The sequence below is a fragment of the Caballeronia sp. AZ1_KS37 genome (assembly GCF_023631165.1).
Lineage (GTDB): Bacteria > Pseudomonadota > Gammaproteobacteria > Burkholderiales > Burkholderiaceae > Caballeronia > Caballeronia zhejiangensis.
In genome coordinates this window covers 1-20,700 of record NZ_JALQDP010000029.1, presented here as the reverse complement: position 1 = coordinate 20,700, position 20,700 = coordinate 1, and the positions used below count along the sequence as shown (strand labels likewise).

The window sequence follows — 20,700 nt, the reverse complement described above, 5'->3', positions numbered from 1 at the left end:
CAAAGTTTCTCGATCCTGCCGCTGCCCGCGCTTATCGTCTTATTTTCCGGGCGCGAATGCAATTGCTCGGACCGTTGACGAGAGCATGCAGTTCCAGCGAGACAAAAGCTGTCCCGGTCTTCAACGTTTCGTCTCGATGTGCGGCTCGGCGGGGAGCGCGATGCCGAGGCGCTCCATCAGGCGTCGCGCGTCGAACGGGGCGCGCACTTTCTGATCGTTGTCGAAGTAGCAGAAGACGTCGCGGCCCGCGCGCGGCCGTGCTTTCGCCGATGAAATCAGCCGCGCGTCGGCGATCTGTCCGCCCGACGCCCAGCATTCGATGCGGCGTGCCCATTCGTCGAGCGCCTCGTCCTTATAGCTGCCGCCATAAAGCGTTTCGCTGCCGTGAAGCCGCAAATAAGTGAAGTCGGACGTGAGATCTTCGGCATAGGGCCAGCCGGCCACCGAATCCGACACGACCAGCGCCGCGCCGTGTTTGCGCAGCAGCCGCACGAATTCATCGGTGCAGAAACTCGGATGACGGATCTCGATCGCGTGCCGCAGCGCGCGCTTTCTTCCGGGCTCGAACCACGGGTCTTTCACGCGCGTGTCGTGGCCCTGGGCGAGCCGCGCGGCGGCGACCGTATCCTTCGGCAGCAATTCGAGAAAGCGTTCGAAGGCTTCGGGACGGAAGGAAAAGTTCGGCGGAAACTGCCAGAGGAACGGACCGAGCTTGTCGCCGAGCGCGAGCACGCCGGACGCGAAGAAGTTCGAGATCGCCGGAATCGCCGTTTCGTCGCGAAAACGCAGCATGTGCGTCAGATAGCGCGGCCCCTTCACGCTGAAGACGAAGCCATCGGGCGTCGCGTCGCGCCACGCGCGATAGCTCGTCACGCTTTGCAGCGAATAATGCGATCCGTTGATCTCGACCGTCTGGACCGCGCGCGACGCGAAATCGAGCTCGCGGGCCTGCGCGAGCTTTTTCGGATAGAACACGCCGCGCCAGCCGGCATAGCGCCAGCCCGAAATACCGATGCGGATGCGCCCGGTCATCGCGCGCCTAGTGCGGACGGCCTTCGTCGTATTCCGCCCGCGCGCCCTGCGGCAGCCACGGCTCGCGATGCTTGCACCAGAGCTCGTAAGTCGGCTCGAAGACGCCGGTTTCGTCGAATGCGCCGATGGGCAGATCGACCTCGTCGCGCGTCGTGAATTCCATGTACGCGACCGAGCCGCACGCCGGGCAGAAGTGCCGCCGGCCATCGTCGGAACTCTTCCACGTCGAAAGGCTGCCGCTCATCATCACGTTGCCGCGCGCGTAAATCGCATAAGCTCCGAAGGCGGAGCCATGCACTTGCCGGCACGTCGTGCAGTGGCAGATGCAGACGCGAATGGGCTTGCCCGTCGCGCGAAAGCGGAACGCGCCGCACGCGCATCCGCCTTCATGAACCGTAGCCGCCCGCGTTTCGTCCTTTTCAACGCTCATCGATCTCTCCCGTAAATACGATGGTTTGTTACGATAACCCTTCACGATCGGAGATGGCACTCATGAGCACACCAAGCACGACCGGCACCACGTATACCGCGAGTACCTTGTCCCTGCTGAAGCTGCTTCCCGGCGCCGGATCGGAGTTCGGTCCGGCCGCATCCGACCTCGTCGCCCACGTGCTGTCGCATGATCGCTTCGATGCGGTCGCGAATGCGAACGCGCCGCGCGAAACGTTCCGCGGCGTCACCGTCGACGACGTCATGAACGACGAGTACGTGTTCCCGCTCGGCCGCACCGGCCAGTCGATCGTGCTGACGGGCTATCGCATCGCGGCGGGTTTCATCGCCGAACGCGCGGCCGACGAATGGCTCGAACTCGCGCACAAGGAACGCGTTGCAAAAGGCTTGCCCGCCGAGCCGCAAGGCAGCGAGCCGCATCTCGCGCCCGATCCCGCCGAAGCCGATCAGCTGCTCGACCGCGCCTACGAGTGCGCCCAGCGCATTCTCGATCCGGTCGCGGGCGAGCCGGTTCTTTCGCTCTTCGAGACGCACTATCGCGGCGGACGGGAGTTTTTGCGTCTGAGCTGGGAAGGTTTGCCGGAGGATCTCGTGCCGGAATCGCGCCGTCCGCTCGCGGCGCTCGCCGCCGCGCAAAACGGCGAGCGGCGAGAAAAGCGCGATTACGATCCGTACGGTCTCGACGGCGTCGACGATTACGACGTCGACAGGCCGCTCGCGTATCGCGAGAAGATCGGGCCGTTTCTCTTCACGATGACCTATCGTCACGAATACCCGCAGGTCGACGACGAGCGGCTCGGCACCGCGTTCGCCGTCTTCCACGAGGCGGGCAGCGATATCGTCGCGGCGGCGGTGCGGCTGAAACTCGTCAAGGTGCCGCCGCTCACGAGCAGCGCCGATCTCGTCTACACGCTCGACACTTACTCGGGCGAAATGCTCTCGCTCGCGCTCGCATCGACGGAAGCGCTCGGTCCGGACAAGCTGTGCGAGGTCTACAACGCGCATCGCGTGATTTACATCAGCCTGTGGGAAGTGAGAAAGCCGTGGCGCGGCGAGGGCCTCGGCGTCGCGCTGCTGCATCAGGCGCTGGAACGCCTTCCCGTCGATGTCGATGGCCGGCCGAACGCGCTGTGCGTCGCGCCCGAGCCGTATCAGACCGACATGCGGCACTTCGAGAAGCTGCCCGGCGTGCTGCGCGAGGAACTGAAGACGCCGGCGAAGCGCCTCGCCGCGCATCTGACCAACTGGCTCGAACGCTCGAAGCTGCCGATCGCCACGCACTTCTTCGTGCCGATGGCCAAGCATGCGGGCATCGGCTCCGCGGGCGAGAACGCGCGGCTCATCGACCGGATCATGGAGAGCGAGGCCTGACGCGATGCTCGTCATCGTCGACATGCAGGCGCGGCTCCTGCCGCATCTGGATGGCGCGCAACGTCTGACGGAGCGCGCCGGCACGCTCTTGCGCGCGGCGAACCTGCTCGACGTGCCGGTGCTTTTTACGGAGCAGAATCCGCGCGGGCTCGGCGGGACGGTCGAAAGCCTGCCCGTCGATCTCCGGTCGGCGAAAGTCGTCGAAAAGCACACATTCGATGCGACGCTCGAACCCGCGTTCGTCGATGCGCTGCCGCCCGCGCCCGCGACGCTGTGGGTCGCCGGCGCGGAGGCGCATGTGTGCGTGCTGCTGACGGTGCTCGGAGTGTTGCGGCTCGGCTATCGCGTGGAATTCGTGGCGGACGCGGTCGCGTCGCGGCGAGCCGCGGATCGCGCCGTCGCGATCGAACGGGCGCGGCAGGACGGCGCGCGGCTCACGACGGTCGAAACGACGATCTTCGGATGGATGGGCAGTTGCCGGCATCCGCGCTTTCGGGACGTGCTTGCGCTGATCAAGTGACGTGGGTTTCGAACCAGACCGTTAGTTTTACGCGCGCATGCAGCATTTACCCGCACGGCCCGCTCATAAGCCAGCCAGCGTCCGTCCCGAGCGCATGGCACCCCACTTGCTGTAGTCTGCGATTGCGGCTCGACGAACGTTCGGTTCCCTTACAGTTGCCGAACGATCGCGAACCGCGCCTCTTGCGCCGCCCCGAGGACTCGAGCATCGGCGCTCCGCCCGATCCGTCGCAATCGGCTGCGAGCGAATCCCCGTGAAGACTTGAGCCCGTCGACGCCCTTCCGAACGAGCGAGGAGCAACCGATCGCCATGTCCCCAGCCGATACCCATCCTCACGACGACGCCAGCGACGCGGCGCAAAAGCCGTCGCGCCGTCGTTTCCTGCAATCCGCCGCCGCGGCCGCAGCAGTGACCGCCGCGCCGCACGCGCACGCGCAGCAACCGGCTGCGACGCCTGCCTTGGCGCCGCCGCCCGCCGCCACGCCGATGTTGCCCGTGAAGCTCACCATCAACGGCCATCCGTATGAACTGCAGGTCGAGGCGCGCACGACGCTCCTCGACGCGCTGCGCGAATATGCCAACCTCACCGGCACGAAGAAAGGCTGCGACCGCGGCCAGTGCGGCGCGTGTACGGTGATCGTGTCGGGCCGGCGCATCAACTCGTGCCTGACGCTCGCGGTGATGCACGACGGCGAATCCGTCACGACCGTCGAAGGCCTCGCGCCCGACGGCGACACGCTCGCGCCGATCCAGCGCGCGTTCATCGAGAAGGACGCCTTTCAGTGCGGCTACTGCACGCCGGGGCAATTGTGCTCGGCGACGGCGCTCATCGCCGAATATCGCAACGGCGACGCGAGCGCGGTCACGGCCGACGTGCGCTTTCGCCCCGCGCAACTCTCCGACGACGAAATTCGCGAGCGCATGAGCGGCAACATCTGTCGATGCGGCGCGTATCCGAACATCGTCGCGGCGGTAAAAGCCGTCGCGTCGGGCAACGCGTAAGGAGACGCACATGGACGCGATCTCCTATCAGCGCGCGCCGGATATTGGCGCGGCGCTCGCGGCCGCGAGCCAGCCGGGCACGATGTTCATCGGCGGCGGCACGAATCTGCTCGACCTGATGAAAGGCGGCGTCATGCGGCCGATGAGGCTCGTCGACATCACGCACATCGACGGCCTGAATGGCATCACCGCCCTGCCCGATGGCGGTCTGCGGCTGGGCGCGCTCGTGCGCAACAGCGACGCCGCCAATCATGCGTGGGTGCGCGAACGCTATCCGCTTCTGTCGCAGGCGCTGCTCGCGGGCGCATCGGCGCAACTGCGCAACATGGCGACCGTCGGCGGCAATCTGATGCAGCGCACGCGTTGCGCGTACTTCTACGACACCGGCTTTCCTCAATGCAACAAGCGCTCGCCGGGCAGCGGCTGCGCGGCCATCGACGGCAACAATCGCATGCACGCGATTCTCGGCGCGAGCCGTCAGTGCATCGCGACGAATCCGTCCGACATGAGCGTCGCGCTCGCGGCGCTCGATGCCGTCGTGCGCGTCGCGGGCCCGAACGGCGAGCGGACGATTCCGTTCGCGGAGTTTCATCGGCTGCCGGGCGACAGGCCCGAGCTCGACACGACCTTGCACGCAGGCGAGCTCATCACGTCGGTCGATCTGCCGCCGCCGCTCTTCGCCGCGCACTCGAAGTATCTGAAAGTGCGCGACCGCGCGAGTTATGCGTTCGCGCTGGTGTCGGTCGCGGCCGCGTTGCAGATGGACGGCAACACGGTGAAAAGCGCGCGCATCGCGCTCGGCGGCGTCGCGCACAAGCCGTGGCGCGCGAACGCGACCGAACGCGCGCTCGTCGGCCAATCGCTCGATAAAGCCACGCTGCAGAACGCCGCCGCGCTCGCCGTACAGGGCGCCCAGCCGCAGCGCGACAACGCGTTCAAGATCGTGCTCGCGCAACGCGCGATCGTGCGCGCGGTTCAACAGGCCGGAGGTGTCGCATGACTGTCATCGGAAAACCGCTCGATCGCACCGACGGCGTGCTGAAAGTCACCGGCCAGGCGCGCTATTCCGCCGACAACACCGACGCCAAGCTCGCGCATGCGGTCATCGTCACGAGCACGGTCGCGCACGGCCGTATCGCGTCGATCGACACGAGCCGCGCGCAATCGATGCCCGGCGTGCTTCTTGTGATGACGTATCGGAACGCGATGCGCCTGCCGAACAACGGCGTCCCCGACGCGCAGCCGCCCGCCGTGCGCAAGCTCACGCTCTTGCAGACCAACGAGGTGCGCTACAGCAACGAGCCGGTCGCGGTCGTCGTCGCGGACTCGCTGGAGCACGCGCAAGGCGCGGCGCGTTACGTCGACGTGCGCTACGAAGCCGCGATGCCCAACGCGGATTTCACACGCGCGAAGGCCTCGGCGTATCAGCCGGAAAAGATGATGGGCCGCGCGATCACGACGAAACGCGGCGACGTCGACGCAGGTTTGAAACAAGGCCCGACGCGCCTCGACGCCGTCTACACGACGCCGTACGAACATCACAATCCGATGGAGCCGCACGCGACCGTCGCGCGCTGGGACGGCCCGAATCTCACGCTCTACGACGCGACGCAAGGCGTGTCCGGCGCGAAAAGCGCGGTCGCGAAGTTCTTCGGCATCTCCGATGAGAACGTGCGCGTGATCTGCCCGTTCGTCGGCGGCGGCTTCGGCTGCAAGGGGTCGGTGTGGTCGCACGTCGTGCTGGCGGCGATGGCGTCGAAGCAGACCGGCCGCCCCGTCAAGCTCGTGCTCGAACGGCCGCAGATGTTCGGCATGGTCGGCAACCGGCCATTCACCGAGCAGCGCTTTCAGGTGAGCGCGCGCGACGACGGCATCATGACCGGCATGCGTCACGACGTCGTTTCGACGACATCGACGTTCGAGGACTGGACCGAAAGCTCCGCGATCGTCACGCGCATGCTGTACGCGGTGCCGAACCAGTCGACGTCGCACAAGCTGGTCAAGCTCGACATCGGCACGCCGACCTTCATGCGCGCGCCCGGCGAGACGAGCGGCTCGTTCGCGCTCGAATCGGCGATGGACGAAATGGCGTATCGACTGAACATGGATCCGCTCGCGTTTCGCATCAAGAATCACGCGAACATGGAGCCGCAGGAGAAGAAGCCGTGGTCGGAGAAGGCGCTGCTCGAATGCTATCGGCGCGGCGCGGATACCTTCGGCTGGTCCAAGCGCAACCACGCGCCGAAGTCGATGCGCGAAGGCAATACGCTCATCGGCTGGGGCGTGGCGACGGCGACGTATCCGGCGAATCGCAGCGAGGCGTCGGCGGTGGCGCGCATCCTGCCCGACGGCACAGCGATGGTCGCGTCCGGCACGCAGGATCTCGGCACCGGCACGTACACGATCATGACGCAGGTCGCCGCCGACGCGCTCGGCTTTCCGCTCGATTACGTGCGCTTCGCGCTCGGCGATTCGTCCTTGCCGAAGGCGCCGGTCTCGGGCGGCTCGCAATCGGCGGCGAGCGTGTCGCCGGCGGTGCGGGCGGCGTCGATGGAGGCGCGCGATCAACTCATCGCGATGGCGCTCGCGGATCGCGGATCGCCCGTCGCCGGTCTCGCGCGCGAGGACGTGACCGTGTCCAACGGCTGGGTCGTGAGCCTGTCGAATCCTGACAAGCGCGATCCCGCGGCGGCGATCATCGCGCGCAACGGCGGCAAGCCGATCGAGGCGATCGCCACGACCCGACCCGGCGACGAGAAAAAGCAGTATTCGTTTCACTCGTTCGGCGCGGTGTTCGCGGAAGTGCATGTCGATGCGGACCTCGGGATCATCCGCGTGCCGCGCATCGTCGGCGTGTACGACGTCGGCACGCTCTTCAACGAAAAGACCGCGCATAGCCAGTTGATGGGCGGCATCGTGTGGGGCGTCGGCTCGGCGCTGCTGGAAAAGAGCGAGATGGATTCGCGCTACGGGCGCTATACGAACGCGAATCTCGCGGAATATCACGTCCCGGTGAACGCGGATATCGGCATGCTGGATATCGCGTTCGTCGGCGAGCCGGACCCGCATATCAATCCGCACGGCGCGCGGGGCATCGGCGAGATCGGCATTACGGGCGTGGCAGGCGCGCTCGGCAACGCGGTGTATCACGCGACGGGGGCGCGTGTGCGCGATCTGCCGATTACGCTCGACAAAATCCTGCCGCCGACGATGGCGTGAAGTGAAACGACGCACACGGCGGTCCGCCCGGCCGCCGTGTGTTTTTTTATGCTTGCGACGCCGTTCGATGCGCCGCACAATCGCGATTCATCCCCACACGAGCACCCGCGATGACCTATTCGTCGAACGCGACCGGCATTCTGCTGGCGGCGGGTCTCGGCACCCGTTTCGACCCGTCCGGACTCCACAACAAGCTGCTCGCCACCCTGCCCGACGGAACGTCCATCGTGTTCCAGTCGGCGCGCAGGCTGCTCGCCGTGTGCGCCGAAGTGATCGCGGTCGTGCGTCCCGGCGCCGAAAAGCTCGCCGACGTGCTCAACGAAGCAGGCTGCAACGTCATCTTCAGCGTCGACGCCGAGCGCGGCATGGGCGCGACGCTCGCCGCGGCCGTGCGCGCGACGTCCGAAGCCGATGGCTGGCTCGTCGCGCTCGGCGACATGCCGTGGATCGAAGCGTCGTCGTATGAAGCGGTCGCGCGTGCGCTCGACGGCGGGGAAGCGCTCGTCGCGCCGTTCCATCGTGGCAAGCGCGGGCATCCGGTGGGCTTCGGCATCGCGCATCGCGAGATGCTCGCCACGCTCGACGGCGACGCGGGCGCACGCGCCATCTTCACGACGCACAAGCCGTTCATCGTCGAAGTGGACGATGCGAACGTGCTGCGCGACGTGGATTTGCCGAGCGACCTCGGGCAGACTTGAGCGCGACTTAAGCCGCGATCGCCGCCGTTTCCGCGGAATCTTCGGCGTCGGCGCCGATCGGCAGATAGCGCCGGCTGACGTCGAGCAGCGTCGCGCCGAATCCCTTCTTCGCCCGGAAATCCGTCCGCGCGCTCGTCACCACGCGCGGCGACGCACTCCACTCGATCCGTGCGCCGGTCGCCATCAGCGCTTCGACGAGCGCCACGTCCTCGCTCGTCTCCAGCGGCGCAAATCCGCCCGCCTTCACGTACGCGCTCGCCGACACGCCCATGTTCGCGCCGTGAATATGCCGATGCCCGTCCGCATCGGTATAAGTGCGCCCGAAGTGCTCGCGCACCGCGCCGATATGCGGCGACCAGTCGCGCACGCCGATCACGCCGCACACCGCGTCCGCGCAGCAGTCGAGCTGGCGCACGAGCCAGTCTGCGGCGACGGTCGTATCGGCATCGGTGAACGCGAGCCAGCGCGCGCCCAGCGCCAGCGCCCGCTGTGCGCCATGCGCGCGCGCGACGCCGACATTGCACGCCTCGATGCACGTCACTTCCGCGCCCAGCGCCCGCGCGATGGCGGCGGTGTCATCGCTGCAACTGTCGGCGACGACGATCACGCGCGCCGCCTCGCCAAGCAGTTGATGATGATCTGCCGCGCGACGTGCAGCCGCGACGCACGCGCCGATATGCGCGGCTTCGTTGTGAGCAGGAATGACGATGGCAAGCATTGGCGGCTCCGTGTGTGAGTTTTTTTCCGTTGGCAATCGGACGGCGCGATGGATGAATTTCAGCAATGGCCGTTCCCGCGAATGGCGGGCCGCTCCGCCGTATAAGGGCGCGATCGTCTCTAAATAGTTGCTGAAAAGCGGCGGGAATCGCTAGAATTACTGTATGGATATACAGTGCTTTTATGATTCCGTTCGCCGATGAAAAGCGTCACCATCGATCCGTCGTTCGCTGCCTGGCGTACCGAGGCGCGCAATCTCCTCATGGAAGACGCGCGCCCGGAAGACGTGGAATGGCTCGAAACCGATGCATCGGCAACGGTGTTCGGCTCCATCGTTGCGTCGCGTGGCCCGTCGGATCCGAATGCGAAGAAGCCGGTCAAGATCGCGCGCGAATTCCTCGCCATGCTCGAAACGGCGGCGTGCTATCGCGCGCCCGACCGCTGGCGGTTTCTCTACAAGGCGCTGTGGCGCTGGACGCAGGGCGACCGCGCGATCGCCTCGCCGGAAGATCCGGACGGGCATCGGCTGCGGCGCATGATCGAATCGGTCGAGGCCGAAGAAAGCGAAATGCGCAGAGTGCTGCGTTTCCGGCATCGCGATTCGTCGCTCGGGCCGCCCGAGTTCATCAGTTGGTTCGAGCCGGTGCACGATGTGCTGGAGCACGCCGCGATGCACTTCGCCACGCGCATGGGCAGCGCCACGTGGATGATCGCCACGCCGCACGGCGCCGCGTTCTGGGACGGCGCGCTCCTGCGCGTGGACCGCACGAGCGAGCCGGAAGAAAAGCCGATGGATTTCGGCGACACCGCGATGAGCGGCGAAGCCATCAGCGGCGACGCCATCGAGGCGCTCTGGCTCGCGTATTACGAGAGCACGTTCGCGCCGGCGCAGGAAAACGCCGCCGAAATGGCGTCGCATATGCCGGTGCGCTACTGGAAAAGCCCGGAGAACGCGCGCACCGATCCCGCGCTGATCTCCCGCGCCGATCCCTATTCGCGGCGCGACCGTCATCCGCGTAATGTGCCGCCCGACATGGAAGTCGCCATCAACACGGATCTGGAGCCGATCAAGGGCACGATGCTGATCGAGCCGCCGTCGCTCGATGCATGCAGGCGCTGCGCGCTGTGGCGCAACGCGACGCAGGCGGTGCCGGGCGTCGGTCCCGGCGACGCCCGCGTGATGCTGGTCGGCGAGCAGCCGGGCGATCAGGAAGACCGCGAGGGCAAGCCGTTCGTCGGTCAGGCGGGCAAGCTGCTCGACGAAGCGCTCGCCGAGGCGCAGATCGCGCGCGAATCGCTCTATCTGACCAACGCGGTGAAGCATTTCAAATGGGAAGCGCAAGGCGAGGAGCGCGCGCATCTCGCGCCCGCGCAGCGCGAACGCGAAGCCTGCCGCTACTGGCTCGACGAAGAACTGAAGCGCATCGGGCCGAAAGTCGTCGTCGCGCTCGGGGCGACGGCGCTCAAGGCGCTCACGGGGCATCGCACGGCGTTGTCCGAGTATCTCGGCAAGACCATCGAGCATAAGGGGCACATCATCGTGCCGACGTATCACCCGTCGTATCTGATGCGCCTCGCCGACGACAAAGTGCGCGCGGAAGTCTTCGGGACGATCGTCGAGGCGCTCGTTTTCGCGCAGCAGATCGCCGACGGCACCGCGACCATCCGCACGCCGGTGAAGGACCCGACGCGCTGAGCGAGCCGCAGATGCAACAGGACGAAACAGGACGAAACAGGACGCAACAAGACGAAAGCGTCGTCAACGTTCCTGTAAGCCGCGCGTTATACCGGTGTCGCGCCGACTGGCGCTCACCGATGGTCCACATCACACCCAAATGGCCGCTCTCCCGCTCGAAGAACTCCGCCGTCAACAATCGCAGGGCTTGCACACACGCGCGCTCGTGCCGAAATCGGCCGGGCAACTGAAGACCGAACGCGAGCGCATCGTCGCGCGTCTGCAATTGCTGCTCAACGTGACCATCGCGGTGGCGCTCGCGGGCGTCGCGCTCATCGCGTGGCTGCCGTTCTCGCCTGTGCCGCACGCATTCCGCTTCGGCGTGCAGGAAGTGCTCGGCGTCGCGGTGTTCGCGTCGTGCCTGTTCATCCTGCACGAGCGCGCCGAACTGGAGCTCGGTCTTTACGACTACGAGCCCGTCGAGCAGACGACGCAAGGCGAATTGCGCGCGCTGCTGCATCGCGTGCCGGAAGGCGTGTCGTATCAGGAAGCGCTCGCCGCGGACAAGCGCACGTTCGTGACTGGCGAAGTCGACGGCATCCGCCGCCGCGCCGAAGCGTTCACGCCGAAGACGCTGCCCGCCGCCGACGGCAACACGGAAACCTGAGCGCCGCTCGACGCCGCATCCAAGCCGCCGCCTCGCCATCGCGAGGTGGCGGCTTTTTTACATCGACGCTGAAAACTTCGCGCCTTGACGAGCGCCGCCGCGCCTCCTTCAATACGTGACAGATGCCGCAATCGACGCTCAAACTGTCACGCTTCGGAACGCAATCTGTGTCCAACGCGGGCATTTTCAGGCGGAACGTGCCGCAAACGCGCCGGGCATGGCGGGTGCTTGCCAAGCGCGCGGCCCCGCGAGTTGCGCCGAATCGAGCGAGGCCACGCCACTTGCAGGAGCCAAGATGCGAGCCAATCCCCTTTCCACGTTGAGCGACGACCTCACGACAACGCTCGTCCCCGACGCGCCGAGCGCCCCGCCCGCCGCCGCGCGTGACGGGAGCGACGATTACGACACGCTCGCCGCGTTCCACGGCATCGAGCGCGAGCGCCTGGTGCTGATCCATCCGGGCAGCCATCACGCCGCGCCCGCCTGGCCCGCCGAACGATATGCCGATGTCGCCGACCAGCTCGCCGCCGATGGCTGGCAGATCGCGATCGTCGGCGATTCGCCCGATCCCGAGCGCACCGCCGGCGTGCTCGGCGCGATGCAGACGGCCGCGCTCTTTCTCGCGGGCGCCGTCGCGCCGGCGACGCTGCCGCGCCTGATCGCCAATGCGCGGCTGCTCCTGTCCGACGACGCCGAAGCGTCCTCGCCCGTCGCCGCCGCCCGCGCGCTCGGCACGCCGCATATCGTGCTCGACGAACATCCGCGCGACACCGGCAGCGACGCGATCGCCGCACACGCCCGCGACGCGCTCTCGCACACCGGCGGCGCGCATCCGGGCGAGCCGTTCACGCTGCACATGCCGGCGGCGCACGAATCGGCATAGACGAAGAGCCACCTTTCGGGGGACATCATGAAATTCGACATGCAGACCAATCCCGTTCCGGATCCCGTCGCGGACCCGAACCGCGATCCGGAAGCCGATCCGCTCACGCCGCCTTCGCCCGGTCATCGGCCGGAGGAGCCGCAGCATCCCGACGCGCCGCCCGACAAGGATCCGATCCGGCGTCTCTGATCCGACGCTTCCCTACGGGAATTCCCGCCCTACATTCGTCGCCCATGCCTGCCGTAAAGCGGGCATGCGGCGGCGTGCGCCGTCGCAAACGACAACGCGAATACAACGCAAACAGGCGACGGGCGCAACATGAACAGAATGACGTTGAACAAGAAGCTCGGCTCGTTGATCGCCGTGCTGTGGATCGGCTTGATCGCGATCGGGATCATCGGGGCATGGCAAAACCGGACGTCGATGATCGACGACCGCAAGGAGCAGTTGAAGACGCTCGTCAACGAGGCGCACTCGATCACCGCGCACTACGCGGCGCTCGCCGCGAACAAGACGCTCACCGAAGACGAAGCGAAAAAGCGCGCGCTGGAAGTGGTCGGCGCGATCCGCTACGGCACGGACGGCTATCTCTCGATCAACGACTCGCATCCGAGGATGGTGATGCACCCGATCAAGTCCGCGATGAACGGGCAGGATCTGTCGAGTTATGCCGATCCGGCGGGCACTCGCCTGTTCGTCGATATCGTCAAGGCGGGCGATCAGCCCGGCGGCGGCTTCATCAGCTATCTGTGGCCGAAGCCCGGCAGCGACAAGCCAGTCGGCAAGCTCTCCTACTCGCAGCGCTTCGGGCAGTGGGACTGGTACATCGTCACCGGCATGTACATGGACGACGTGCAGAGCGCGTTCTGGGCAAGCGCGCTGCGCTGGCTCGCGATCACGGCCGTGCTCGGCGGCTTCGCGACGGCCGCGATGCTCATCGTTCTGCGCAGCATCAAACGCAATCTCGGCGGCGAGCTCGAACTGGCGGTCGACGCGGCGCATCGCATCGCGCGTGGCGATCTGACGAGCAGCGTCGACGTCCGTCCGAACGACACCACAAGTCTGTTGCACGCGCTCAGCGTGATGCAGAGCGGTCTCGTCGATACCGTGTCGCGGGTGCGCAGCGGCACGGACAACATCAACGTGGGCGCGTCGGAGATCGCGGCGGGCAACACCGATCTGTCGCAGCGCACCGAGGAACAGGCCGCGGCGCTCGTGCAGACCGCGTCGAGCATGGATCAGATGACCGCGAACGTGAAGAACAACGCGGAGAGCGCCGCGCAGGCGGCGCGTCTCGCGGAGCAGGCGGCGGACGTGGCGACGCGCGGCAGCGGCGTGGTCGACGACGTCATCGACACGATGACGCGCATCACCGCGAGCTCGCAGCAGATCGGCGACATCATCGGCGTGATCGACGGCATCGCGTTCCAGACGAACATCCTCGCGCTGAATGCGGCGGTCGAAGCGGCGCGCGCGGGCGAACAGGGACGCGGCTTCGCGGTCGTGGCGGCGGAAGTGCGCAGTCTCGCGCAGCGCTCGGCGACGGCGGCGAAGGAAATCAAGGCGCTCATCGAAACGTCGACGCAGACGGTCGAGCAAGGCGCGTCGCTCGTGACGAACGCGGGCGCGACGATGACGGAAATCGTGCAATCGGTGCGCCGCGTGAACGAGATTCTCGACGAGATCAGCCACGCGTCGCGCGAGCAGAGCGCGGGCATCGAGCAGGTGAACCGCGCGGTCGTCGAGATGGATCAGGTGACCCAGCAGAACGCCGCGCTCGTCGAGGAAGCCGCCGCCGCCGCGCATTCGCTGAAGGATCAGGTCGATGTGCTGCGCGAGGCGATCGGAAGTTTCAGGCTGCCGGCGTGATTTCGGTCACGCCAGGAATCGTTCGACGAGGCGCGCCCAGTAAGCCGCGCCGACCGGCAGATTCTTGTCGTTGAAATCGTAGTGCGGGTTGTGGACCATGCAGCCGTCCTCGCCCGCACCGTTGCCGAGGCGCAGGAACGAGCCCGGCCGCTGCTGCAGCATGAACGCGAAGTCCTCGCTGCCCATCAGCAGATCGGCGTGCGCGACGACGTTCTCTGCGCCGACCAGTTCGCGCGCGACCTCCATAGCGAACTCCGTTTCCGCGTCCGAATTCACGACGACCGGATAGCCTTCCAGATACTTCACCGTCGCGCTCGCGCCGTAGCTCGCCGCCTGCGATTCCACCAGTTCCTTGATGCGGCGCCTGAGCAGTTCGCGCACTTGCGGGTCGAAGGAGCGCACGGACAGTTCGAGCGTCGCGCGATTCGGGATGACGTTGTTGACCGTTCCGGCGTGCATCGAGCCGACAGTGACGACGGCCGGCTGCGCCGGATCGACGTTGCGCGCGACGATCGTCTGCAGCGCCATGACGATGCTCGCCGTCACGACGACCGGATCGACCGACAGATGCGGCCGCGCCGCGTGCCCGCCGACGCCTTCGACCACGATCGACACCTGATCGCCCGCCGCCATGAACGGCCCCTTGCGGAACAGGAACGTGCCGGGCTGCGCGCCGGGATGGTTGTGCACGCCGAACACGGCGTCGCAATGAAAGCGCTCGAAAAGACCTTCCTCGATCATCTTCTGCGCGCCGCTCGGCACGCCGTGCTCTTCCGCCGGCTGAAAATACAGATGCACCGTGCCGTTGAAATTGCGCGTGCGCGCGAGATGGCGCGCCGCGCCGAGAAGCATCGTCGTGTGGCCGTCGTGGCCGCACGCGTGCATCTTGCCGTGCGTCTCGCTCGCCCAGGGCTTGCCGCTCTGCTCGATGATCGGCAGCGCGTCCATGTCCGCGCGCAGTCCGATGCTCTTCGTGCCGTCGCCCGCCTTCAACGTGCCGACGACGCCCGTCCCGCCGACGCCGCGCGTCACCGTCCAGCCCCACTCTTCGAGCCGCTCCGCGACGAGCGCCGCAGTGCGCGTCTCCTCATACGACAACTCCGGATGACGATGGATATCGTGGCGAATTTCGCGCAGCGAAGGCGCGTCGTCGGAGAGATCGGCGATGACGGTGAAGTGGTGGTCGGACGAGATCGTCATGGAGAAGCCCTTGCGGTTGATCGGAAAACGGCGCACATGATCCTCCACATGCGCCGCGCTTGCCAGTTCCGCGCGCGTTTTTTTCGCTGACCGTAAGCGAATCGTGAAATTTCGACCGCTTTTAGCGCAGAAACCGGTCGATCACGTCGGCGAGCGTGGCGAAAGCCGGCGCGATGTCGTCGTCCGGCACGCATGCATATCCGATCAGCAAGCCGGATTCCGCGTCCGGCCGATGCGCGTAATACCCCGACAGCGGCCGCACGACGATGTTCTGCGCGAGCGCGGCGGCGGCGAGCGCGCGATCATCGACGTGGCGCGGCAGTTTCAGCACGAGATGCAGCCCGGCATCGCCCCCGGCGATCGAAAGCGTGTCGCCGTAGCGCGCGGCGATGGTCGCGAGCATCGCGTCGCGGCGCTGGCCGTAGAGCGCGCGCATCCGCCGGATATGCGACGTGAAATGCCCCTGCTCGATGAATTCCGCGAGCACGGCCTGCTGCAGCAACTGCCCTTCGCGATACAGCTCGGCGCTCGCCATCGCGAAGCTCTCCGCGAGCGCTTCCGGCACGACCACATAACCGATGCGCAGCCCCGGAAACAGCGTCTTGCCGAAACTGCCGACGTAAATCACCTGCCCCGCCGTGTCCATGCCCTGCAGCGACGCGAGCGGCCGGCTGCCGTAGCGGAATTCGCTGTCCTAATCGTCCTCGATGATCCAGCAGCGGTGCTGGCGCGCATATTCGAGCAGCATGCGGCGGCGCGCGAGGCTCATCACCATGCCGAGCGGATATTGATGCGACGGCGTGACGAGCATCAGCTTCGGCGGCGACGCGAGATCGGCGGATGTCGGCGCGATGCCTTCCGCGTCGACGGGAATCGCCTTCAGATCGAGCCCCGAAACCTGCAAAACGCTGCGCACGCCCCAGTAGCACGGATCTTCGGTCCAGATCGTGTCGCCCGGATCGGCGAGCAGGCGCGCGGCGAGATCGATGGATTGATGGATGCCCGTCGTCACGACGATCTGCTCCGGCGTGCAACGCACCGAGCGCGACGTGCGCAGATAGTGCGCGAGCGCGTGGCGCAGTCCCGCGTGGCCGCCGCCCGGCGCGTAGGTGAGCAGATCGGGCAGCGGCTTGCGCCAGTATTTCGCGTGCAGCCGGTTCCACACGCGCGACGGAAACCGCGATACGTCCGGCACGCCCGGCATGAACGCGCCGCCCTGACGCTTCGACACGCCCGCGCCCGAAATCAGCCGCGCGCCGCGCGTGGAGAGCGTCGATTGTGCATCGGATGGCGCGATCGCCGCGGGCGGCGCGTCGTCGAACACGATGTCGTCGGGCGTGCTGTCCGCGACGAAGGTGCCGCGCCCCGTCGCCGACGACACGTAGCCCTCGAGCGCGAGTTGCTCGTAGACCTGCGTCACCGTGTTGCGCCCGACGCCGAGCTCGGCGGCAAGCAAGCGCGACGACGGCACTTTCGCGCCCGCCGCGAGCTCGCGCGTGAGGATGGCCTGCTGTAGCAGCCGATGCAATTGCCGGTAGATCGGCTGGCCGTTCGTGCGATCGATGCGCTGCGCCAGCCAGTCGGACAGCACGCTTGCGCGCGTCGACATCAAATTGGCTCCTATAGATTTATTGAAATGGCTCTGAACTTGAGGGCCAAATCTTACTATAGTCGTCTCTATATTCAGTCGGCCGATGCGGCCACCAACGATCCAGGAGATTTCCGTGAGCACCAACCTCAAGAATGCCGATCTGCACGCCCGCAAGAACGCTGCGACGCCGCGCGGTGTCGGCGTGATGTGCGATTTCTACGCGGCGCGCGCCGAGAACGCGGAACTGTGGGATGTCGAGGGCCGCCGCTTCATCGACTTCGCGGCGGGCATCGCGGTGTGCAATACGGGGCATCGCCATCCGAAGATCGTCGAGGCGATTCGCGCGCAGCTCGACTGCTTCACGCACACGGCGTATCAGATCGTGCCGTACGAGTCGTATGTGTCGCTCGCCGAGAAGATCAGCGCCCGCGCGCCGGGCTCGCACGCGAAGAAGACGGCGTTTTTCACGACGGGCGCGGAGGCTGTCGAGAACGCGGTGAAGATCGCGCGCGCCGCGACGGGCAGGCCGGGCGTGATCGCGTTCACGGGCGGCTTTCACGGCCGCACGCTGATGGGCATGGCGCTCACGGGCAAGGTCGCGCCGTACAAGATCGGCTTCGGGCCGTTCCCGTCGGACGTGTTCCATGCGCCGTTCCCGAATTCGCTGCATGGCGTGTCCGTCGAGGATTCGCTGCGCGCGATCGAGCATCTTTTCAAGGCGGATATCGAAGCGACGCGTGTTGCCGCGATCATCTTCGAGCCGGTGCAGGGCGAAGGCGGTTTCGTTCCGGCGCCGACGGAATTCGTGCGCGGCCTGCGCAAGATTTGCGATGACCACGGCATTCTGCTGATCGCCGATGAAGTGCAGACGGGCTTTGCGCGCACCGGCAAGCTGTTCGCGATGGAGCATCACGGCGTCGTGCCGGATCTGATGACGATCGCGAAGTCGCTGGCGGGCGGGATGCCGCTGTCGGGCGTCGTCGGGCGCGCGGAGATCATGGATGCGGCGGCGCCGGGCGGGCTCGGCGGCACGTATGCGGGCAATCCGCTGGCGGTGGCGGCGGCGCATGCGGTGCTCGACATCATCGACGATGAAGAGCTCTGCGAGCGCGCGGTTGTGCTCGGCGACAAGCTGAAGGCGAAACTCGAAGCGCTGAAGGGCGATGTGCCGCAGATCGCCGATGTGCGCGGGCCGGGGGGGATGATCGCGGTCGAGTTCTGCAAGCCCGGTTCGCATGATGCGGATGCTGCTTTTGCAAAGCTCGTGCAGACGCGGGCGCTGGAGCGCGGGTTGCTGCTGTTGGTTTGTGGCGTTTATTCGAACGTGGTTCGGTTCCTGTTTCCGCTCACCATTCAGGATGCGGTTTTTGATGAGGCGCTCGGTATTCTTGAAGATGTGTTGACGGAGACTGTTGGCGTTGCGGTTTGATTTGGTTTTTGGTTTTTGGTTTTTTGTTTTGCGTTGGTCGCCGGATCCCGTATTCGCGTCGGTCTATTAGCGTTGCCCCTGTGCGGGGCGGCACTCACTTTCTTTGCTGCTGCAAAGAAAGTAAGCAAAGAAAGCAGCTTTTCAGGCCCGCGGTCACACGCAATTTGGGTAGTCCTCTCGTCCCAGGCGGCACTCGCCTAAAGAGTGCCCTCAAACACCTAATCGGGCTTGGCTCGCGCACGGTCCGCCGCCCGAAAACGCTGAGGACACTGGTTCAGCACGAAAGAGCTTCGGCACAGCGCTACGCGCTGCCGCCCCGTATGCAAGGGAAACCAACGTGCGGCAAGTGCAGCGAGATTGAGACGTTAGTAGCGAAGCACGCGCGGACCCGCTTGACCGGTCGGCCGCGAAGCGGGCCGGAGCTATTTGGTGCTGAACCCGTTTGGTGTGTGGTGCGATGACACAGACCGTGCGCGAGCCAAGCTCGATGGGGCCTATGAGGGCACTCTTTAGGCAGCCCACGAACGACGAGAGGACTACCCAAATTGCGTGTGACCGCGGGCGTATCGGAAGCTGCTTTCTTTGCTTACTTTCTTTGCAGCAGCAAAGAAAGTATGTGCCGCCCCGCACAGGGGCAGTGCTAATAGACCACTAAGAAAACGGGATCCGGCGAAAAACCGGAGCCGACACGAGAACGCGATCCAGCGACAACCCCGAGCCGACCCGAAAGGACTAGCAAATGAGCCTGAAAGAACACCTGAAAGACCCGACGCTCTTGCGTCACGCAGCGTACATCGACGGCGAATGGCAACAAGCCGACAACGGCGAAACGTTTGAAGTGGTGAACCCGGCAACGGGAGAATCCCTCGGCAAAGTCCCCAACATGGGCGCAACCGAAACGCGCCGCGCGATCGATGCCGCCAACACCGCCTGGCCCGCCTGGCGCAAAAAAACCGCGAAGGAACGCGCGGCCATCCTGCGCCGCTGGTTCGACCTGATGATGGCAAACGCCGACGATCTCGCCCTCATCCTCACGACCGAGCAAGGCAAGCCGCTCGCCGAAGCTAAGGGCGAAATCACCTACGCGGCGTCGTTCATCGAATGGTTCGCGGAGGAAGGCAAGCGCGTCGCCGGCGATACGCTCGCCACGCCCGCTGCCGACAAGCGCATCGTCGTGACCAAGGAACCGATCGGCGTCTGCGCCGCAATCACGCCGTGGAACTTCCCCGCCGCGATGATCACGCGCAAGGTCGGACCGGCGCTCGCAGCCGGCTGCCCGATCGTCGTGAAGCCCGCAGAAGCAACGCCCTTCTCCGCATTCGCGCTCGCGGTGCTCGCAGAACGCGCGGGCCTGCCGAAAGGCGTGCTCAGCGTCCTCACCGGCGATCCGAAAGCAATCGGCGGCGAAATGACGGGAAATCCGATCGTGCGCAAGCTGTCGTTCACCGGCTCGACGGCGGTCGGCCGTCTGCTGATGGCGCAAAGCGCGCCGACCGTCAAAAAGGTGACGCTGGAACTCGGCGGCAACGCACCGTTCATCGTATTCGACGACGCCGATCTCGACGCCGCCGTGGAAGGCGCGATTGCATCGAAATATCGGAATAGCGGACAAACCTGCGTGTGCACGAACCGCTTCTACGTCCACGAGCGCGTCTACGATGCCTTCGCGCAAAAGCTCGCGGCAGCCGCGAGCAAGCTCAAGGTCGGAAGCGGCACGGAAAGCGGCGTCGCGCTCGGGCCGCTCATCAACGAAGCGGCCGTGCAAAAGGTCGAATCGCATATCGCGGACGCGCTCGCGAAAGGCGCCGCGCTCGCTTCGGGCGGCAAGCGGCACACGCTCGGTCACGGGTTCTTCGAGCCGACCGTACTGACCGGCGTCACGCCGGACATGAAAGTGGCGAAGGAAGAAACTTTCGGCCCGCTCGCGCCGATCTTCAAATTCTCGTCCGACGATGAAGTCGTGCAGCTCGCCAACGACACCGAGTTCGGCCTCGCCGCGTACTTCTATAGCCGCGACATCGGCCGCATCTGGCGCGTCGCCGAAGCGCTGGAATACGGCATGGTGGGCATCAACACCGGCCTCATCTCGAACGAAGTCGCGCCGTTCGGCGGCGTGAAGCAGTCGGGCCTCGGGCGCGAAGGCTCGCATTACGGCATCGACGATTACGTCGTCATCAAGTATCTCTGCATGGCGGTGTGATCGCGTTTCGTTGACGCGAAAAGAAAAAGCCTCGGCGCTTTCTGAACTGACCCCGCAAAGTTGGACAGTTTTGGGCTAGGCCGCTAAGGGCTGAGTTCTGACATCACAGGACTCAGCCCTTTCAGCTTCAGCTTGATGCGGTGGTGATTGTAGTAGTGAATGTAGCGTCTGATTCCG

The 20,700-nt window shown here is 65.9% G+C and carries 17 protein-coding genes and 2 pseudogenes; 13 read left to right on the top strand and 6 right to left on the bottom strand.

What is annotated here, in order from left to right:
• Positions 1-120: 120 nt before the first annotated feature.
• Together NCS00_RS15615 and NCS00_RS15610 are read right to left on the bottom strand one after the other, a co-directional pair.
• The gene (locus tag NCS00_RS15615; RefSeq protein WP_175979128.1) at positions 121-1,032 is read right to left on the bottom strand and encodes a DUF72 domain-containing protein; all 912 of its coding nucleotides are present in this window, start codon (positions 1,030-1,032) and stop codon (positions 121-123) included.
• A 7-nt stretch (positions 1,033-1,039) separates the two neighbouring features.
• Complete coding sequence (locus tag NCS00_RS15610; RefSeq protein ID WP_008353807.1) at positions 1,040-1,462, bottom strand: GFA family protein; 423 nt, start codon at positions 1,460-1,462, stop codon at positions 1,040-1,042.
• A gap of 62 nt (positions 1,463-1,524) precedes the next feature.
• On the opposite strand from NCS00_RS15610, the gene NCS00_RS15605 reads away from it, so the two are divergent.
• From NCS00_RS15605 to NCS00_RS15580, 6 genes are all read left to right on the top strand, one after another.
• Positions 1,525-2,853 (top strand): inositol monophosphatase, encoded by a 1,329-nt coding sequence (locus tag NCS00_RS15605; protein WP_250440456.1) that lies wholly within the window; start codon positions 1,525-1,527, stop codon positions 2,851-2,853.
• Positions 2,854-2,857: 4 nt separating this feature from the next.
• A complete protein-coding gene (locus NCS00_RS15600) occupies positions 2,858-3,373 on the top strand; it encodes an isochorismatase family protein (protein WP_008353809.1) in 516 nt (171 codons plus the stop codon).
• Between the two features lie 309 nt (positions 3,374-3,682).
• Positions 3,683-4,375, top strand: coding sequence for a (2Fe-2S)-binding protein (locus tag NCS00_RS15595; protein WP_250435556.1), 693 nt, complete (start codon positions 3,683-3,685; stop codon positions 4,373-4,375).
• 10 nt (positions 4,376-4,385) lie between these two features.
• A complete protein-coding gene (locus tag NCS00_RS15590; RefSeq protein WP_008353811.1) occupies positions 4,386-5,375 on the top strand; it encodes an FAD binding domain-containing protein in 990 nt (329 codons plus the stop codon).
• A complete protein-coding gene (locus NCS00_RS15585) occupies positions 5,372-7,594 on the top strand; it encodes a xanthine dehydrogenase family protein molybdopterin-binding subunit (protein WP_250440455.1) in 2,223 nt (740 codons plus the stop codon). The genes NCS00_RS15590 and NCS00_RS15585 overlap by 4 nt, the downstream gene beginning before the upstream one ends.
• 110 nt (positions 7,595-7,704) lie before the next feature.
• Complete coding sequence (locus NCS00_RS15580) at positions 7,705-8,292, top strand: nucleotidyltransferase family protein (protein WP_175979123.1); 588 nt, start codon at positions 7,705-7,707, stop codon at positions 8,290-8,292.
• A 7-nt stretch (positions 8,293-8,299) separates the two neighbouring features.
• On the opposite strand, the gene NCS00_RS15575 is transcribed toward NCS00_RS15580, so the two are convergent.
• Positions 8,300-9,010: a glycosyltransferase family 2 protein gene (locus NCS00_RS15575; RefSeq protein ID WP_250440454.1), complete on the bottom strand. Its 711-nt coding sequence runs from the start codon at positions 9,008-9,010 to the stop codon at positions 8,300-8,302.
• 198 nt (positions 9,011-9,208) lie between these two features.
• Between NCS00_RS15575 and NCS00_RS15570 the strand changes: the two genes are divergently transcribed.
• The 5 genes from NCS00_RS15570 to NCS00_RS15550 all read left to right on the top strand — a co-directional run bounded on the left by NCS00_RS15570 (position 9,209) and on the right by NCS00_RS15550 (position 14,103).
• Positions 9,209-10,705: a UdgX family uracil-DNA binding protein gene (locus NCS00_RS15570; protein ID WP_250440453.1), complete on the top strand. Its 1,497-nt coding sequence runs from the start codon at positions 9,209-9,211 to the stop codon at positions 10,703-10,705.
• A gap of 139 nt (positions 10,706-10,844) precedes the next feature.
• Positions 10,845-11,351, top strand: coding sequence for a hypothetical protein (locus NCS00_RS15565; protein ID WP_008353817.1), 507 nt, complete (start codon positions 10,845-10,847; stop codon positions 11,349-11,351).
• A 295-nt stretch (positions 11,352-11,646) separates the two neighbouring features.
• On the top strand, positions 11,647-12,234 hold the full coding sequence (locus NCS00_RS15560; protein WP_008353823.1) for a glycosyltransferase family 9 protein: 588 nt from the start codon (positions 11,647-11,649) through the stop codon (positions 12,232-12,234).
• Positions 12,235-12,261: 27 nt separating this feature from the next.
• Positions 12,262-12,423 (top strand): hypothetical protein, encoded by a 162-nt coding sequence (locus NCS00_RS15555; RefSeq protein WP_008353824.1) that lies wholly within the window; start codon positions 12,262-12,264, stop codon positions 12,421-12,423.
• 138 nt (positions 12,424-12,561) lie between these two features.
• Complete coding sequence (locus NCS00_RS15550) at positions 12,562-14,103, top strand: methyl-accepting chemotaxis protein (protein ID WP_034474397.1); 1,542 nt, start codon at positions 12,562-12,564, stop codon at positions 14,101-14,103.
• Between the two features lie 6 nt (positions 14,104-14,109).
• Here the strand turns inward: NCS00_RS15550 and NCS00_RS15545 are convergent, their stop codons facing one another.
• Positions 14,110-15,303, bottom strand: a complete 1,194-nt coding sequence (locus NCS00_RS15545) for a M20 aminoacylase family protein (protein ID WP_175979559.1) — start codon at positions 15,301-15,303, stop codon at positions 14,110-14,112.
• Between the two features lie 121 nt (positions 15,304-15,424).
• A pseudogene (pdxR, locus tag NCS00_RS15540) lies at positions 15,425-16,912 on the bottom strand (MocR-like pyridoxine biosynthesis transcription factor PdxR).
• 115 nt (positions 16,913-17,027) lie between these two features.
• Here pdxR and gabT point away from each other — a divergent pair.
• Both gabT and NCS00_RS15530 read left to right on the top strand, forming a co-directional pair.
• The gene (gene gabT, locus NCS00_RS15535; RefSeq protein WP_008353829.1) at positions 17,028-18,323 is read left to right on the top strand and encodes a 4-aminobutyrate--2-oxoglutarate transaminase; all 1,296 of its coding nucleotides are present in this window, start codon (positions 17,028-17,030) and stop codon (positions 18,321-18,323) included.
• Positions 18,324-19,062: 739 nt separating this feature from the next.
• Entirely contained in the window at positions 19,063-20,523 is a 1,461-nt protein-coding gene (locus NCS00_RS15530) for an NAD-dependent succinate-semialdehyde dehydrogenase (RefSeq protein WP_250440452.1), read from the top strand.
• 75 nt (positions 20,524-20,598) lie between these two features.
• Here the strand turns inward: NCS00_RS15530 and NCS00_RS15525 are convergent.
• Positions 20,599-20,700, bottom strand: a pseudogene (locus tag NCS00_RS15525) (IS3 family transposase); the annotation flags it as partial.

What these genes read in the sequence shown, in the direction of transcription:
- NCS00_RS15615 (WP_175979128.1), bottom strand. Translation starts at nt 1,032, where the DNA reads ATGACCGGGCGCATCCGCATCGGTATTTCGGGCTGGCGCTATGCCGGC.
- NCS00_RS15610 (WP_008353807.1), bottom strand. Translation starts at nt 1,462, where the DNA reads ATGAGCGTTGAAAAGGACGAAACGCGGGCGGCTACGGTTCATGAAGGC.
- NCS00_RS15605 (WP_250440456.1), top strand. Translation starts at nt 1,525, where the DNA reads ATGAGCACACCAAGCACGACCGGCACCACGTATACCGCGAGTACCTTG.
- NCS00_RS15600 (WP_008353809.1), top strand. Translation starts at nt 2,858, where the DNA reads ATGCTCGTCATCGTCGACATGCAGGCGCGGCTCCTGCCGCATCTGGAT.
- NCS00_RS15595 (WP_250435556.1), top strand. Translation starts at nt 3,683, where the DNA reads ATGTCCCCAGCCGATACCCATCCTCACGACGACGCCAGCGACGCGGCG.
- NCS00_RS15590 (WP_008353811.1), top strand. Translation starts at nt 4,386, where the DNA reads ATGGACGCGATCTCCTATCAGCGCGCGCCGGATATTGGCGCGGCGCTC.
- NCS00_RS15585 (WP_250440455.1), top strand. Translation starts at nt 5,372, where the DNA reads ATGACTGTCATCGGAAAACCGCTCGATCGCACCGACGGCGTGCTGAAA.
- NCS00_RS15580 (WP_175979123.1), top strand. Translation starts at nt 7,705, where the DNA reads ATGACCTATTCGTCGAACGCGACCGGCATTCTGCTGGCGGCGGGTCTC.
- NCS00_RS15575 (WP_250440454.1), bottom strand. Translation starts at nt 9,010, where the DNA reads ATGCTTGCCATCGTCATTCCTGCTCACAACGAAGCCGCGCATATCGGC.
- NCS00_RS15570 (WP_250440453.1), top strand. Translation starts at nt 9,209, where the DNA reads ATGAAAAGCGTCACCATCGATCCGTCGTTCGCTGCCTGGCGTACCGAG.
- NCS00_RS15565 (WP_008353817.1), top strand. Translation starts at nt 10,845, where the DNA reads ATGGCCGCTCTCCCGCTCGAAGAACTCCGCCGTCAACAATCGCAGGGC.
- NCS00_RS15560 (WP_008353823.1), top strand. Translation starts at nt 11,647, where the DNA reads ATGCGAGCCAATCCCCTTTCCACGTTGAGCGACGACCTCACGACAACG.
- NCS00_RS15555 (WP_008353824.1), top strand. Translation starts at nt 12,262, where the DNA reads ATGAAATTCGACATGCAGACCAATCCCGTTCCGGATCCCGTCGCGGAC.
- NCS00_RS15550 (WP_034474397.1), top strand. Translation starts at nt 12,562, where the DNA reads ATGACGTTGAACAAGAAGCTCGGCTCGTTGATCGCCGTGCTGTGGATC.
- NCS00_RS15545 (WP_175979559.1), bottom strand. Translation starts at nt 15,303, where the DNA reads ATGACGATCTCGTCCGACCACCACTTCACCGTCATCGCCGATCTCTCC.
- NCS00_RS15530 (WP_250440452.1), top strand. Translation starts at nt 19,063, where the DNA reads ATGAGCCTGAAAGAACACCTGAAAGACCCGACGCTCTTGCGTCACGCA.